The organism is Streptomyces aureocirculatus, from assembly GCF_000720475.1.
GTDB classification, from domain to species: Bacteria; Actinomycetota; Actinomycetes; order Streptomycetales; family Streptomycetaceae; genus Streptomyces; species Streptomyces aureocirculatus.
In genome coordinates this window covers 1-15,572 of record NZ_JOAP01000066.1, presented here as the reverse complement: position 1 = coordinate 15,572, position 15,572 = coordinate 1, and the positions used below count along the sequence as shown (strand labels likewise).

Annotated in this window: 12 protein-coding genes and 2 pseudogenes; 2 read left to right on the top strand and 12 right to left on the bottom strand. The window is 71.9% G+C overall.

From position 1 onward, the window contains the following. Positions 1-318 precede the first annotated feature (318 nt). Entirely contained in the window at positions 319-3,783 is a 3,465-nt protein-coding gene (locus IG78_RS0137245; RefSeq protein ID WP_030572827.1) for a ThuA domain-containing protein, read from the top strand. On the opposite strand, the pseudogene IG78_RS46870 reads toward IG78_RS0137245, so the two are convergent. The 7 genes and pseudogenes from IG78_RS46870 to IG78_RS0137215 all read right to left on the bottom strand — a co-directional run. Next, positions 3,733-4,131 (bottom strand): annotated as a pseudogene (locus tag IG78_RS46870) (ATP-binding cassette domain-containing protein); the annotation flags it as partial. The gene IG78_RS0137245 and the pseudogene IG78_RS46870 overlap by 51 nt on opposite strands. 257 nt (positions 4,132-4,388) lie before the next feature. Beyond that, positions 4,389-5,423: an ABC transporter substrate-binding protein gene (locus tag IG78_RS0137235; protein WP_030572821.1), complete on the bottom strand. Its 1,035-nt coding sequence runs from the start codon at positions 5,421-5,423 to the stop codon at positions 4,389-4,391. After that, positions 5,393-5,557, bottom strand: coding sequence for a hypothetical protein (locus IG78_RS49765; RefSeq protein ID WP_157856002.1), 165 nt, complete (start codon positions 5,555-5,557; stop codon positions 5,393-5,395). Before IG78_RS49765 ends, IG78_RS0137235 begins: the two co-directional genes overlap by 31 nt. A 184-nt stretch (positions 5,558-5,741) precedes the next feature. Beyond that, complete coding sequence (locus IG78_RS0137230; protein ID WP_030572818.1) at positions 5,742-6,641, bottom strand: LysR family transcriptional regulator; 900 nt, start codon at positions 6,639-6,641, stop codon at positions 5,742-5,744. A 292-nt stretch (positions 6,642-6,933) separates the two neighbouring features. Next, complete coding sequence (locus IG78_RS0137225) at positions 6,934-8,142, bottom strand: glycine C-acetyltransferase (protein WP_030572815.1); 1,209 nt, start codon at positions 8,140-8,142, stop codon at positions 6,934-6,936. 82 nt (positions 8,143-8,224) lie between these two features. After that, positions 8,225-9,253 (bottom strand): L-threonine 3-dehydrogenase, encoded by a 1,029-nt coding sequence (gene tdh / locus IG78_RS0137220; protein ID WP_030572812.1) that lies wholly within the window; start codon positions 9,251-9,253, stop codon positions 8,225-8,227. 229 nt (positions 9,254-9,482) lie between these two features. After that, positions 9,483-10,667 carry a Gfo/Idh/MocA family protein gene (locus IG78_RS0137215; protein ID WP_030572809.1) on the bottom strand — a complete coding sequence of 395 codons (1,185 nt, stop codon included), beginning with the start codon at positions 10,665-10,667 and terminating at the stop codon, positions 9,483-9,485. Between the two features lie 179 nt (positions 10,668-10,846). On the opposite strand from IG78_RS0137215, the gene IG78_RS0137210 reads away from it, so the two are divergent. After that, positions 10,847-12,811, top strand: coding sequence for a DUF2264 domain-containing protein (locus IG78_RS0137210; protein ID WP_030572806.1), 1,965 nt, complete (start codon positions 10,847-10,849; stop codon positions 12,809-12,811). A 119-nt stretch (positions 12,812-12,930) separates the two neighbouring features. Here IG78_RS0137210 and IG78_RS0137205 read toward each other — a convergent pair whose 3' ends face one another. From IG78_RS0137205 to IG78_RS0137185, 5 genes and pseudogenes are all read right to left on the bottom strand, one after another. Beyond that, on the bottom strand, positions 12,931-13,512 hold the full coding sequence (locus IG78_RS0137205; protein ID WP_030572802.1) for a GAF domain-containing protein: 582 nt from the start codon (positions 13,510-13,512) through the stop codon (positions 12,931-12,933). Positions 13,513-13,569: 57 nt separating this feature from the next. Next, positions 13,570-14,169, bottom strand: coding sequence for a GTP-binding protein (locus tag IG78_RS0137200; RefSeq protein ID WP_030572799.1), 600 nt, complete (start codon positions 14,167-14,169; stop codon positions 13,570-13,572). Continuing rightward, positions 14,147-14,518 carry a DUF742 domain-containing protein gene (locus IG78_RS0137195; RefSeq protein ID WP_030572795.1) on the bottom strand — a complete coding sequence of 124 codons (372 nt, stop codon included), beginning with the start codon at positions 14,516-14,518 and terminating at the stop codon, positions 14,147-14,149. The genes IG78_RS0137200 and IG78_RS0137195 overlap by 23 nt, the downstream gene beginning before the upstream one ends. Positions 14,519-14,520: 2 nt before the next feature. Then, positions 14,521-14,955, bottom strand: coding sequence for a roadblock/LC7 domain-containing protein (locus tag IG78_RS0137190; RefSeq protein ID WP_030572791.1), 435 nt, complete (start codon positions 14,953-14,955; stop codon positions 14,521-14,523). Between the two features lie 147 nt (positions 14,956-15,102). Continuing rightward, positions 15,103-15,572 (bottom strand): annotated as a pseudogene (locus tag IG78_RS0137185) (ATP-binding protein); the annotation flags it as partial.

Here is a 15,572-nt window from a genome sequence, read left to right as displayed (position 1 = left end):
GCTCTGCTCGGGCTCGGGCTCGGGCTCGGGCTCGGGCTCGGGCGACTCGACCCTCCCGGCACACCCTCCCCCGCACACGTGCGGTCAATCCCGTACCGCTCGCCCCACCTCCGACCCATTGACCCTCCCGTGCGGCAGAACCTACGCTGAACAGTCGTACGCAGTAAGCGCTTTCCCAGCGTGTCGACCAGCAGCGTGTCGACCAGCAGCGTGTCGACCAGCAGCGTGTCGACCAGCAGCGTGTCGACCAGCAGCGCGCCGCACCCGCAACTCACCGCACACCCGGCGACCGGCAGCCGTCCAAGCCCAGGGAGCGCCATGAGTTCCACGCGAAGACTTCTCCGCCCACAGCTCGTCGTCACGGCGTTGCTCGCCCTGATCGTCGGGCTCGGTGTCTCTTCCCCACCGCGCGCGGAGGCGGCGGCCGCCTTCCGTGTCCTTGTCTTCTCCAAGGTCACGAACTTCCCGCACGACTCCATCCGCGCGGGCGTCGAGGCCGTCGAGAAGCTGGGTGCCGAGCACGGCTTCGAGGTGGAGGCCACCGACGACGCCGCGGTGTTCAGCGACGACCGCCTCGCGCGTTTCCAGGCGGTCGTCTTCAACAACACCAACTCGACGCCCGAGTCCGGCGACCTCCTCGACGCCGGGCAGCGCGCGGCCCTGCAGAAGTACGTGCGCGGCGGCGGTGGCTGGGTCGGGCTGCACGCGGCGTCTGCCAGCGAGCGCGACTGGGGCTGGTACGAGGGCCTGGTCGGCGCGATCTTCGACAAACATCCGCAGGTGCAGACGGGCCGGGTGAAGGTCCTCGACCAGGCGCACCCGTCCACCAAGGGCCTGCCGCAGCTCTGGGAGCGCAGCGAGGAGTGGTACAACTGGCGCGCCAATCCGACGGGCAAGGTGCACACCCTCGCGCAGATCAAGGTCCGGGACGGCGTCGAGGGGCTCGACGAGGGCGTCGACCACCCGTGGTCGTGGTGTCAGAACTACGACGGCGGACGCTCCTGGTACACGGCGGGCGGCCACGCGGCCTCGGCGTTCGCGGAGCAGGACTTCCTGCGCCACCTCCTCGGCGGCATCCAGTGGGCGGCAGGCGCCAAGGCCGGTGACTGCACGGCCACGAAGACGGGCGCCTTCCAGCGGACACCGCTGGCGACCGGCGATCTCGCCGACCCGTTCGAGCTGGCGGTCGCGCCCGACCGGCGGGTGTTCTTCATCCAGCGCACCGGCGAACTGAAGGTGATCGACCAGGAGACGCTCCAGGTCACGACGGCACTCGACTTCGCCTACACACCGGAGATGACGAGCCAGTCCGACGGTCTTCTCGGCCTCGCCCTGGACCCGGACTTCACCGACAACCACTGGCTGTATCTGCTGCACTCGGACAAGACGGACAAGCGCCTCAACCTGTCGCGGTTAACGGAGGCGGGCGGCAAGGTCGACCCGGCCTCCGAGAAGCGCCTCCTGACGATGCCGACGTGGCGGGGCGAGGGCCGGGCCAACTCGCACATGGCGGGCTCGATCGCCTTCGACAAGAAGGGCGACCTGTACGTCGCCACGGGCGACAACACCGACCCCTTCGCGTCCGACGGCTTCACCCCCGTCGACGAGCGTCCCGGACGGCGCGCCTGGGACGCGCAGGCCACCTCCGGCAACACCAATGACCTGCGCGGCAAGGTCCTGCGGATCACACCGAAGGACGACGGCACGTATTCCGTCCCGGACGGCAACCTCTTCGCGCCGGGCACCGACAAGGCCCGGTCCGAGGTCTACGCCATGGGCCTGCGCAATCCCTTCCGGATCACCACCGACCCCGTCAGCGGGGCGCTGCTCGTCGCGGACTACGGGCCCGACGCCCGCCAGGCCGTGGCCGACCGCGGCCCCGAGGGAACGGTGGAGTTCAACCGCATCACGAAGGCGGGCAACTACGGCTGGCCGTACTGCGTGGGCGACAACACCCCCTTCCACGACTACGACTTCGCGGCGCAGAAGCCGGGCGCCGAATTCGACTGCGGCAAGCTCGTCAACGACTCGCCGAACAACACCGGCCTGCGGGACCTGCCGCCCGCGCGGGGCGCCGACGTCTGGTACGCGTACTCCGCGTCCCAGCGCTTCCCCGAGCTCGGCACCGGGGGCGGCGGCCCGATGAGCGGCCCGGTCTACGACTACGACGCGGCCAACCCGTACCGCACCAAGTTCCCCGAGTACTTCGAGGGCAAGTGGCTCACGTACGAACTGACGCGGCAGTGGTTCAAGACGTTCTCGTTCCAGGAGAAGGACCAGGACTTCACCGACCCGCGCTTCCCGTCCGCCGAGGCGGGTGACCTGCACTCCATCAACACCGTGTTCGGCGACATGAAGTGGAACCAGCCCTTCGACGCCGACTTCGGTCCTGACGGCGCCCTGTACGTGATCGACTTCGGGCTCGGCAGCGGCACGGGGCGCGGCGGCAGCAACGAGGGCGCGGGCATCTACCGCATCGACCACGTGGGCGACGAGCGGCTGCCCGACGCGCGGGCGGACGCCACGCCCGACAACGGCGGCGCGCCGCTGAAGGTGACCTTCTCCAGCGCGGGCTCGGGCCTGCCGAACGGCAAGCCGGTCACGTACGCCTGGGACTTCGACGGCGACGGCACCACCGACTCGACCGCCGCGCACCCCACGCACACGTACACCGACAAGGGCCGGTTCACCGCGCGTCTGAAGGTCACAGGGCCCGGCGGGCTCACCGGTCTCGCCGTGCGGGAGATCACCGTCGGCAACACCCGGCCCACGGTGACCCTGCAACAGCCGCCCGACGGCGGCATGTTCAGCTTCGGCGACACCGTCCCGTTCACGGTGAAGGTCACCGACCGCGAGGACCGGAGGATCGACTGCTCCAAGGTCGTCGTCCAGTCCCAGCTCGGCCACGACTCGCATCTGCACCCGCTGGACAATTACACCGGCTGCGCGGGCGAGATCGTCACGGACACCGGTGACAGCCACGGCCCCGGCCAGAACCTGTACTACGGCATCACCGCCCAGTACACGGACCGGGGAGCGCCGGGCGTGCCCGCGCTGACCGGCTCGGACGCGCTGACGCTGCGGACGTCGCTGCGCGAGGCCGAGCACCGCACCACGACGGGCGGCGCGCAGGGCGGCGCGGACACGGGCAGCCGCACGGACGCCTCCGGCGGCAGGCGGCTCATCGAGATCGAGCACGGCGACTGGGTGGCCTTCGACCCGGTGCACCTCAAGGGCGTGGACTCGGTGACGGTGGGCGCGTCGTCGGGCGGCCTCGGTGGCGACGTCGAGTTCCGTGCGGGCGCCCCGGACGGCGTGCTGCTCGGCAAGGTGACGGTGGCGAACACCGGCGGCTGGAGCAACCTCGTCTCCCCCACCACACCCCTCGCCCGCCACGACGGCACGACGAAGCTGTACGCGGTCTTCACCAACCCGCGGTGGGCCGCGGACAAGCCCGATCTGCTCAGCGTGGACTGGCTGCACTTCAACGGGCCCGGCGTGGAGAAGAGCCCGTCCGGCAGGGTGACGGTGACCGCCGCACCGGACGCCGGCGCGCCGCCGCTCACCGTCCGCCTGACCGGCACACCACGCCTGCCCGACGGGCGCGTGGCCGCCTCCTACCACTGGGACTTCGGCGACAACTCCAAGCCCGGCGGCACCGAGGGCCCCACGGCCGAGCACGCCTACCCGCGCGCGGGCACCTACACGGCGCGCCTGACGGTCACGGACAACGAGGGCGACACGACGACGGGGTCGGCCCGGATCACGGTACGGAGCCCGTAGTACCACGTGCGGGTAGGCGTCCTCGAAGCCGTCGAGGCCGGTCGTGCGGATCAGTTCGTCGGCTCGCGCGCGGGCCGCCGCCACGGGCAGCCCGCGCATCTCCGCCTGGAGCAGGATGTTGCGCCGGGCCGAGCGCCAGTCGAGCAGCGCCGCCCGCTGGAAGACGTACCCGATGTCGCGCCGCGGCCCCCGCACCGGCTCCCCGCCGAGCACCGTCTCGCCCGCGGCGGGCGCGAGCAGGCCCGCGACCAGCTTGAGCAGCGTGGACTTGCCGCATCCCGAAGGCCCGACGATCGCGACGAACTCACCGCGCGCCACGTCGAGGGAGACTCCGTCGAGCGCCGTCACGTCCTTCCTCCTGGTGCGGAAGCGGACGGCGACGTCGGCGAGGCGGACGGCGGGCGCGGCGCTCGCCGCGTCCTGCGGTGCGCGATCCCGTACCGCGTTCGTACGGCCCTGTGCCGCGTTCGTACGGTCCGGTACCGCGTTCGTACGGTCCGGTACCGCATCCGTACGGTCCGGTACCGCATCCGTACGGTCCGGTACCGCATCCGTACGGTCCGGTACCGTGTCCCTTCGGTCCGGTGTCGTGTCCTTCACCGCGCTCATCCCTTGACCCCGTTGGCCGCGTCCCAGTAGTCGGCGACCGGCTTCGGCTGTTTGACCAGGCCCGCTTCCGCGAAGACGGCGATCGTCTGCTTCCAGTCGGCCTCCGTGTTCGTGCCGGGGGCCTTGCCGCGCGTGGCGTCGGTGTGCAGCAGCGTCAGCGTGGTCTTGAACTGCTCCGAGAGCACCTCCCGCGGCGGCAGTTGCCCGGAGGCGCCGTCCATCGCGGCGACCGCGGACTGCGGGCTCTTCGCTGCGGCGGCCCAGGACTCGCTGACCGCGGACGCCATGCGCTTGGCCAGGTCGCCGCCGCGCCGCAGGGTCTTGGTTCCCGCTATCAGACCGTTGGAGTAGAAGTTCAGGCCGTGCTCGGAGAAGCGCAGGTACGAGACGTCCTTCTTGGCCTTGTTCTGCATGATCGGACCCTGGTCGCCGGCGTAGCCGAGGAGCGCGTCCGTCCTGCCGGAGATCACCGCGGCCATCTTTCCCGCCGGGTCGGTGTTCTGGACCTTGACGTCGGAGAGCTCCATGCCGTTCTTCTCCAGGAAGACGGGGAAGGTCTTGGTGAGCGCGTCGCCCGCCGTGCCCGCCACGCTCTTGCCCCGGAGGTCGGCGGGCGAGGCGATGTCCTCGGCGCCGAAGAACTGCACGGACGCGGGCGTGGTCTGGAGGTAGACGCCGAGGCTCTTGACCTTGACGCCCTGGTCGACTCCGGCGAGGACGGCCGGGGTGTCGGCCCAGCCGAAGTCGGTCCGCCCGGCGCCGGTCGCCTGCACGGTCTTCTGTGAGCCCGCCCCGGCCCTGATCTCCAGGTCGATGCCGTGCTTCTCGAAGATCTTCCGCTGCTTGCCGAAGTAGAACGGCGCGTGTTCGCCGTACGGGTACCAGTTGAGCGTGAGCGTCACCTTGTCCAGCTTCTTGCCGGAGTCGCTTACGCTGGTGTCGTCCTCGTCGCCGCAGGCCGTCGCGGTGACGGAGACCAGGAGCAGCGGGAGGAGACCGGTCAGGATGCGGTGTCTGCGCGGCGCTTGCATGGGACGACGCGCTGCCGCAGGCCCGGCAGGCTGCGCTCGGTGACGCCCGCCGCCCGTTTCGGACCGGAGCCCGGCGCGGTGTCCGGCGCGGTGTCCGGCGCGGAGGCGGAGGAGGGCAGGACGCGCTGACTCACGGTGAACTCCCCGGAACGTCGGCGAAATTCGTTCACGTCACTCAGAAAGCGCTTTCTCTCAGCGCCCGCAACGCTAATGACTCGCCGGCCACAAGGTCAATACATCTTTCCGAAGTTTCGGCGGGCGGCTCGTGCGCCCCACGGGGCCCGCGCAGTCGCAGCCGCAGCCTCCGCACGCCCGGCGCTACCCGGCCGCTTCCCCCAGCGCACCGAGCACGGGGGCGATGAGCGGATGGGCCTCGGCCCCGGTCCGTACGGCCGCGAAGACGCGCCGTGTGGGCGCGTTGCCGTCCACGGGCCGCACCACGGCGCCGGTGACCTCCATGCCCCGCAGCGCCGACCTCGGCACCAGGGCGACGCCCACGCCCGCCCCGGCCAGCGCGACGACCGCCCGGAAGTCGTCGGAGGTGTGCTCCAGGACCGGCTGGAACCCGGCCTGTTCGCAGGCCAGCATGACCACGTCGTGGCAGGGGTTGCCGGGGAAGGGGCCGATCCACGGGTCCTTGGCCAGCTCGGCGAGGGGCACCCGCTCGTTGCCTGCCGCGCGGTGCCCCCCGGGCAGCACCGCGTCGAACGGCTCCGCGTACAGGGCCACCCGCGTGAGCCGGGAGTCGTCCGCCCCCGGGGCACCCCGGTACTCCACGGCCACCGCGACGTCCACCTGCCGGTCCAGGACCATCGGCAGGCTGGCGTCGCCCTCGGCGTCCTGGACCCGGACCCGGATGCCGGGCGCGGTCTCGGCGAGCCGGGCGAGGGCGGGCGCGACGACGAGTCCGATGCCGGTGGCGAAGGACGCGAGCGTCACCGTGCCCGCCTCGCCGGAGCTGTACGCGGCCAGCTCGGCCTCCGCCCGCTCCAGTTGGGCGAGGACGGCGTTCGTGTGGGCGAGCAGGATCTCACCGGCGGGGGTGAGGCGTACTCCCCTCGCGGAGCGCTCCACCAGGCGGTGGCCCGTCTCCTGCTCCAGGGCGGTGAGCTGCTGGGAGACGGCGGAGGGGGTGAGGTACAGCGCGGCTGCGGCGGCTGTGACGGTGCGGTGGTCTGCGACCGCGCGCAGAATGTGCAGCCGCCGAGCTTCGATCATGCCGCCTATTCTCCCACCCGCCCGCCCTCTCCTGGGGCTTCGCCCCTTGCCCCCATCGGCGCTCCGCGCCTCGTCCTCAAACGCCGGACAGGCTGAAAACTCCCCGGGGCGGGCTCAAATCTCTCCGGGGCAGGCTGAAAACTGCCCGGGGCGGGGTGAAAACTTCAGCCTGCGCAGTTTGATCTCTGCCCGCGCCGGTGAAGAGATTCAGCCCCTCCGGCGTTCGAGGAGCGGGGTCTGGGGCGGAGCCCCAGTTTCGGAGAAGGGGCGGGACTGGGGCGCCCCGCGCGGGCTACGCGCCCGCGGACTCCAGCTCGGCCCGCGCGGCGACGAACGCGTCGACCGCCCGGTCCACGTCCGCCGTGGAGTGCGCGGCGGAGAGCTGGACCCGGATGCGGGCCTGGCCCTGCGGAACCACGGGGTAGGAGAAGCCGATCACGTACACACCCCGGTCGAGGAGCAGTTCGGCCATGCGGCCAGCCACCGTCGCGTCCCCGATCATGACGGGCGCGATCGCATGGTCGCCGGGCAGCACGTCGAAGCCCTCGTCGGACATCCGGGACCGGAAGAGCGCGGTGTTCGCGGCAAGGCGTTCGCGCAGTTCACCGGCCGATTCGAGGAGGTCGATCACCTTGAGCGAGGCGGCCGCGATGACCGGGGCGAGGGTGTTGGAGAACAGGTAGGGGCGCGAGCGCTGGCGCAGCAGGGCGACGATCTCGGCGCGCGCGGCGACGTACCCGCCGGAGGCACCGCCGAGGGCCTTGCCGAGCGTGCCGGTGATGATGTCGACGCGGTCCATGACGCCGTGCAGCTCGGGGGTGCCGCGGCCGCCGGGCCCGACGAAGCCGACGGCGTGCGAGTCGTCGACCATGACCATGGCGTCGTACCGCTCGGCGAGGTCGCAGATGTCGGCGAGCGGGGCGACGTAGCCGTCCATGGAGAACACGCCGTCGGTGACGATCAGCTTGCGCCGGGCGCCGCCCTCGGTGGCCTCCTTGAGCTGCTTCTCCAGGTCGGCCATGTCGCGGTTGGCGTAGCGGAAGCGGCGGGCCTTGGAGAGGCGGATGCCGTCGATGATGGAGGCGTGGTTGAGGGCGTCGGAGATGACCGCGTCCTCGGCGCCGAGGAGGGTCTCGAAGACTCCGCCGTTGGCGTCGAAGCAGGAGGAGTAGAGGATCGTGTCCTCCTGGCCGAGGAACGCCGAGAGCCGCGCCTCCAGCTCCTTGTGCACCTCCTGGGTGCCGCAGATGAAGCGTACGGACGCCATGCCGTAGCCCCAGCGGTCGAGTGCCTCGTGGGCGGCGGCGATCACCTCGGGGTGGTCGGCGAGGCCGAGGTAGTTGTTCGCGCAGAAGTTCAGCACCTCGCCGGGGCGGCCCCCCGCGGTGACGGCGACCTTCGCGGACTGCGGGGTGCCGATGACGCGCTCGGGCTTGTGCAGCCCGGCGGCGCGGATCTCGTCGAGGGTGGCGGCGAGGTCGTCGCGTACGGAGTCGAACATCGAGGAGTCCTTCGGGAGTTCAGGAAGCGGGCGGGAGCGGCGGGAGTCGCGGGGGGCGGGGGCTGCGGGAGCCGCGGGCGGCTCAGGCGGTCCAGTCGAGGATGACCTTGCCGCCGCGGCCGCTCGCCGCGTCGTCGAAGGCCTCCTGGAAGTCGCGGTACCCGTACCGGCCGGTGATCACGGGTGCCAGGTCGAGGCCGCCTTCGAGCAGCACCGACATGGCGTACCAGGTCTCGAACATCTCGCGGCCGTAGATGCCCTTGATGGTGATCATCGAGGTGACGATCCGCGCCCAGTCGACCGCGAACTCCTCGGCGGGCAGGCCGAGCATGGCGATCTTGCCGCCGTGGGTCATGTTGGCGACCATGTCGCGCATCGCGCGCGCGTTGCCGGACATCTCCAGGCCGACGTCGAAGCCCTCGCGCAGGCCGAGTGCGCGCTGGCCGTCGGCGATGGTCGACTCGGCGACGTTGAGCGCGAGGCTGACACCGGTCTTGCGGGCGAGCTGGAGGCGCTCCTCGCTGACGTCGGTGATGACGACGTTGCGGGCGCCCGCGTGCTTGGCGACGGCGGCGGCCATCAGACCGATGGGTCCGGCGCCGGTGATCAGTACGTCCTCGCCGACGAGCGGGAAGGACAGGGCGGTGTGCACGGCGTTGCCGAACGGGTCGAAGATCGCGGCGACGTCCAGGTCCACCGGCACCCGGTGCACCCACACGTTGGATGCGGGCAGTGCGACGTACTCGGCGAAGGCTCCGTCGCGGCCGACGCCCAGGCCGACGGTGGCGCGGCACAGATGGCGCCGTCCGGCGAGACAGTTGCGGCACTTGCCGCAGACCAGGTGGCCCTCGCCACTGACCAGGTCGCCCGCCTTGATGTCGGCGACGTCACGGCCGGTCTCGACGACTTCGCCGACGAACTCGTGCCCGACGACGAGCGGCGCCGCGATGGTCTGCTGGGCCCAGCCGTCCCAGGCCCTGATGTGCAGGTCGGTGCCGCAGATCCCGGCGCGAAGCACCTTGATCAGCACATCCCCGGGGCCGATCTGCGGCTCCGGTACCTCCATCAGTCGGAGACCCGGCTCCGCTTTCTCCTTGACCAGCGCTTTCACGCGACGGCTCCTGTCGTGCCTCAGGGGGTCGCCGGCGCTCGTACGACTCGCATACGTCCCGTTCCGGTGGCCCACACCGGTCGCACACCGACGCACAGCAATCTTCCGTACCTCGCGCCCCCGGTCCATCGAGGATTTCTTAAGCACCGTCGCAGCTTTCCTTCAGACCGTCGTCTCCGGAGGCAGGCGGCCCGCCCGCACGCGGGCCCGCCAGTGGAGCGAACGGGTCCTAGCGGACCTGGCCCCGAGCGAAGTAGGCGACGAGTTCCTGGTCGAGTTCCGGGACCTCGCGGGGCGTACCGCCGTCGCGCAGCGACTGTGTGGCCCGTACGCCGGCCGCGACGGCCATGCGCGCGGCCACCGGCGAGGTGTCGGTGGCTCCGCCGTCCCGCGCGAAGCGCACGAACTCCGTGATGAGCAGCGGATCCGCGCCGCCGTGCTCGTCGTCGTCCGGCACGTCGGGCACCGCGTACTCGGCGTCACCGGTGGCGCGGTGCACCGAACGCCGGGTGTTCCAGACCCGCACCACGCCGCCGGGGCCGTCGCCGAAGTTCTCCAGGCGGCCCGCGTCGCCGATGACGGTGTAGTTGCGCCAGTAGTCGGGCGTGAAGTGGCACTGCTGGTAGGCCGCGAGGACCCCGTTGTCCAGGCGCATGTTGACCAGGGACACGTCCTCGATGTCGATGACGGGGTTGAGGGCGCGCTGGCTGGCGGGCGGCCAGTGGCCGTCCTCGGTGTACCAGTCGTCGGCCTTGGGCTCGCCGGGCGCGCGGCGGTGCGGGTTGTCCCCGTAGACCATGAGGTCGCCGAGCGCCTGCACCTGACGGGTGTAGCCGTCCGCGAGCCAGTGCAGCACATCGATGTCGTGCGCGGCCTTCTGCAGCAACAGGCCGGTGGTGTACCGCCGTTCGGCGTGCCAGTCCTTGAAGTACCAGTCACCGCCGTAGCCGACGAAGTGGCGCACCCAGACCGTCTTGACGGCGCCGATCTCGCCGCGCGCGACGATGTCCCGCATCAGGCGGACGACCGGCATGTGGCGCATGTTGTGCCCCACGTAGAGGCGGGTGCCGCTCTCGTACGCGGCACGCAGGATGGCGTCGCAGGACTCGATGTCGATGGCGAGGGGCTTCTCCACGAACACGGGCTTGCCCCCGCGCAGCGCCTCGCAGGCGAGTTCGGCGTGGGTGTGGTCGGGGGTCAGGAGGACGAGGGCGTCGACGTCGGGGTCCTCGGACACTTTGCGGTGGTCGGCGGATATCCGGGCTTCGGGGAAGTCCCTGGCGGCCGCGGTGCGGGCTACGGGGTCGGGGTCGGCGAGGGCGGTGACGCGGGAGCCCGCGCCGGGCCGGTGCGCGGTGCGGGCCAGCGAGCCACGCAGGCCGTAGCCGAGTACGCCGAGACGGAGGTCGGTCATGGGTGCCTTTCCTGTGCGGAGGTCGGCGGGAACAAGACAGAAAGCGATTTCTGCGGATTCAGCGAAGCGTTGTGGCCACCCCCTTGCGCTTCCTTCCGGACAGCCTCTGGTGCACAGCCTCGCCGCAGTACACGCTTGCTGTCCACGGCGTATCACCCACCGACCCGAGGACCACCGCGATGACCGCGCCCCACCTCGCGCTCCCGCCCGCCGACCGCGTCCGCTCACCCCTGACCGGTTGGACCCGGGCGCACTGGGAGGTGCTCGCCGACCGGCAGTTGGAGGCGTTGGTCCCGTACGCGACACCGCGGTTCGCGCAGTACCGACTGCCGGGGCGCGGAAGCTGCTCGGGGGTCGTCTCGGACGGCCTCGAGGGCTTCGCCCGGTCCTTCCTGCTGGCCTCCTTCCGCATCGCGGGCGCGGGCGGCGCCGTCGATCAAGGCCTGGTGGCACGGTACGCGCAGGGCATCGCGGCGGGCACGGACCGGGGCCGGGGCCGCGCGGACGGCGAGGCCTGGCCCGAACTCACCGACTGCTCGCAGCAGATGGTGGAGGCGGCGTCCGTGGCGATCGGCCTGCACGAGACCAGGCCGTGGATCTGGGACCGGCTCGACACCGGGGTGCGCGAACGCGTCGTCGACTGGCTGTCCGGCTTCGTCGGCGCCCGCACCTGGGGCAACAACTGGCGCCTCTTCCAGGTGGTGGCGGAGCAGTTCCTCGCCTCCGTGGGCGCACCGCACCGGCGGGCCGACATCGAGGGGGGCCTGGACCGCATCGAGGACTGGTACCGCGGCGACGGCTGGTACAGCGACGGCGACGGCCGCAACTACGACTACTACGTCGGCTGGGCCCTGCATCTGTACCCGCTGCTCTGGGCGCGCATGGCGGGCCCGGACGGCGACGGCGGCCGCGGCGAGGTCTACCGGGGGCGCCTGGCCGAGTTCCTCGGCACCTACCCGCACTTCTTCGGCGCCGACGGCGCGCCGGTGCACCAGGGCCGCTCCCTCACCTACCGCTTCGCCGTCACCGCGCCGGTGTGGCTGGGAGCCCTCACGGACTGCTCGCCGCTCGCGCCGGGACTCACCCGCCGCCTCGCCTCCGGGACGGCCCGGCACTTCGTGGAGCGCGGCGTCCCCGACGAGCGCGGGCTGCTGCCGCTCGGCTGGTACGGCACCCACCTGCCGTCGACCCAGGCCTATTCGGGCCCCGCGTCGCCGTACTGGGCGAGCAAGGGTTTTCTGGGGCTTCTGCTGCCCGCCGACCACCCGGTGTGGACGGACCGCGAACTCCCGCTCCCCGTCGAGGAGTCCGACCAGTACACGACGCTCCCCCACCCCGGCTGGCTGCTGCACGGCACCCGCCACGACGGCATCGTCCGCCTCGTCAACCACGGCAGCGACCACAACCCCCGGACCGACGACGAGGGACCGGCCACCGACGATCCGCACTACGCCAAGTTCGCCTACTCCACCGCGACCGCCCCGGAGACGGCCCCGCGTGCCTGGGACCGGGCCACGGACAACCACCTGGCGCTGCTCACCCCGGACGGCACCGCCTCACGCCGCCGCCGCATCCACCCCCTGACCTGCGCGGGACGCACGGCGTCCTCCCGCCACGACGCATGCTTCCCCGGCATCGGCATCGGCATCGGCGTCGGCGTCGGCACCGGCACCGGCACCGGCACCGGCACCAAAGGCGACACGTACCCCATCCACACCACCAGCACGCTGTACGGCCCGTGGGAGATCCGCGTGCACCGGGTGCGGGCGCCAGGGGGCGCGGCGGTCCGGGAGGGCGGGTACGCCGTGGCGGACGGGACACCGCCGCGGGTCGAGCGCGGCCCCGGCTGGGCCCTCGCGCGTACGGATGCGGGGCTGACCAGCGCGGTCGTGGCGCTGCACAACTGGGGCGACGCCGCGGGCGACGTGGTCCGCGAGGTCGAGGCCAATGCCTTCGGCCCGCACTCGGCCACGCCGTATCTCCTGGCGTCCGACCACCCCGGCGGCGCGAGCCTCCACGTCACCCTGGTCGCGCTCACCCGGGACGAGGTGCGTCCGGGGGCCCTGCGGCGGGGAATCGGCTGCACCGTGCAGGGCGGGGCGGTGCGGATCACCTTCCCCGACGGTACGGAGTCGGTCCTCTGAGACGGCCCGACGGTACGGAGTCGGTCCTCTGAGACGGCCCGACGGTACGGAGTCGTCCTTTGAGACGGCCCGACGGTACGGAGTCGGCCCTCTGCGACGCCGCGGGACGACGGGTCCCGTCACAGCGGGGCGCGGGGGTTCCCTTCGTCCTCGCGCCGCTGGATCCGTCCGGTCAGTTCGGCCGCCATCGCCTTGATGGTGTCGAGCCCTTCGCAGCCCCAGGGCCGTGGCCGCACATCGGCGACGCAGACCGTGCCGAGCGCGAGGCCGGACCGGTCGACGAGCGGCGCGCCCAGATAGGAGCGGATCCCGAGCTCGTCGACGACCGGGTTGCCCGCGAACCTCGGGAAGTCGCCCACGTCCTGAAGGGCCAGCGCCCTGCCCCGCACCACCACGTGCGGGCAGTAGCCGCACTCGCGCGCCATGTGCCGTCCCACGGCCGCGGTGCCCGGCTCCACCGCGTCGTCGCGGGGCGCCGCGGGCTCCGGCGTGTGCAGGCCTGCGAAGAACTGCTGTTCCTCACCGATGAAGTTGACCATGGCGTAGGGCGCGACGAGGACCCGCGCGAGCCGGTCGGCGAACGCGTCGAGCGCGGGTTCGGACAGCTCCCCGAGGCCCAGCTCCCGCAGCCGCCGCACCCGCGTCGGCGCCTGCTTGTCGACGGGGGTGAGCAGCAGCCGTCCAGTCGCTTCATACGTCATCGGCGTACTCCCGGGCATGGGCGTGGGCGTGGTCCCGTCATGGGCGTGCTCCTGGGGTCATGTGGTGCGGGCTCCGTACGTGGGGGTGGCGGGCGCGTGGGCGAGCAGATGGCGTACGAGGGTGAGGAGCGTCTGCACGCCCGAGCTGGAGATACGGGCGTCGCACCGCACCACGGGCACCTCCGGGTCGAGGTCGATGGCCGCGCGCACCTCCTCCGGCTCGTAGCGATAGGCGCCGTCGAACTCGTTGACGGCGACGACGAACCCCATGCCGCGCTGCTCGAAGAAGTCGACGGCGGCGAAGCAGTCCTCCAGGCGGCGGGTGTCCGCGAGGACCACCGCGCCGAGCGCGCCCTCGGACAGCTCGTCCCACATGAACCAGAAGCGTTCCTGCCCGGGTGTGCCGAAGAGGTAAAGGACGTGCTCCGGGTCGAGGGTGATCCGGCCGAAGTCCATGGCGACGGTCGTCGTGGTCTTGTTCTCCACGCCCGACAGGTCGTCGGTGGCCTCGCTGACCGTCGTGAGCAACTCCTCCGTGCTCAGCGGCGCGATCTCGCTCACCGCACCGACGAAGGTCGTCTTGCCGACCCCGAACCCGCCCGCGACCAGGATCTTCAGCGCGGTGGGGAAGGGGTCAGAGCTGTCGTCGTAATCCATCGAGCACTGCCTCCAACAGGGACCGGTCAGTTGGGTTGTGGTAGTAGTCCGGGGCTCTGGTCGTGATGGCCCCGCAGTCGACGAGGTCGGAGAGGATCACCTTGGCGACCACCGCGGGCAGCTTGAGCTGGGCGGCGATCTCGGCGACGGACGTGGGGGCCTCGCACATGCCGAGCGCCAGCGAGTGCTCGGGCCCCAGATAGCCGGCCGGGACGGTTCCGGTCACCCGCACCTGCGACAGCAGATCGAGGTCCGCCGTGGGTCTGGTGCGTCCGTCGCTGACCGTGTAGGGGCGGATGAGCCGCCCCGCCGCGTCGTCGAGCCACGGCCCGTCGTGCGGGGCCCCCACGTTCAGGTCCTCATCGAGGCGGGCTCGGCGGCGCTCTGCCGTGGCGCCGTGACCAGGTAGGGCCGCACGCTCTTCACGAGCATCGCCATCTCGTACCCGAGCACGGCGGCGTCCGCGTCGCGTCCCGCGAGTACGGCGAGACAGGTGCCGGATCCCGCGGTGGACACGAAGAGGAGCGTCGAGTCCAGTTCCACGACCACTTGGCGCACGTCCCCGCCGTCCCCGAAGCGCAGGCCCGCGCTGCGCCCCAGCGAATAGAGCCCCGCCGCGAGGGCCGCCATGTGGTCGGCGCTGTCCGGGTCGAGGCCGTGGACCGACTTCACCAGTCCGTCGCAGGAGAGCAGGACGGCGCTCCGGGTGTGCGGCACGCGCTGCACGAGGCCGCTCATCAGCCAGTCGAGATCGGATACCTGGCCGGTCGGCGCATCGCTCGCCATGGTGGATCGACTCCTTGAAGTACGGGGGGTTATCGATGTTCTCGGCGTTCTCGGCGTTCTCAGCGTTGTCGGCGTTGTCGGCGTTGTCGGCGTTGTCGGCCTCGTCGGCCTCGTCGGCGTGCACAGGGGTGCGTGGCGGCGTCGAGGTCAGCCGCCCCGGTCGCTGCGGGCGGCCGGGGCATCGTGCGGCTCGGCCGCCTGAGCGAGGCCGATACCGCGCTGGAAGGCGGCCATCAGACCCGGGTCGTGGCCTACGTGGTCGTCCTCCTTGCGCGGGGCGCGGAGGTCGCGCAACTGGGGCGCGAGGTGTTCCTGGGCGCGCCGCCGGGGAAGCTGCGGCCTGCCGACCCGCCCGCGCACGGAACCGTTGCGGGGCACCGGCGGGGATTCGGTGTGCTCGATGGCGCTGTGCCGGTCCTCGGGACGGATGCCCGGCACCGCTTCGGCGGGGGTGGGCCGGTCGTCCCGGGGTTCCCTGACGGGGAGGGGGGCGGGCGGGGTGCCGCCGCGGGCCGGGGCCGGGGTGCCGTTCGCTGCTGCGGAGTGCGGGTACGGGGGGTGGGGCTCGGACGGGACGGGCGCCGGGTCGGTGGCGTACGGGGAGGGCGGCGGGGCGG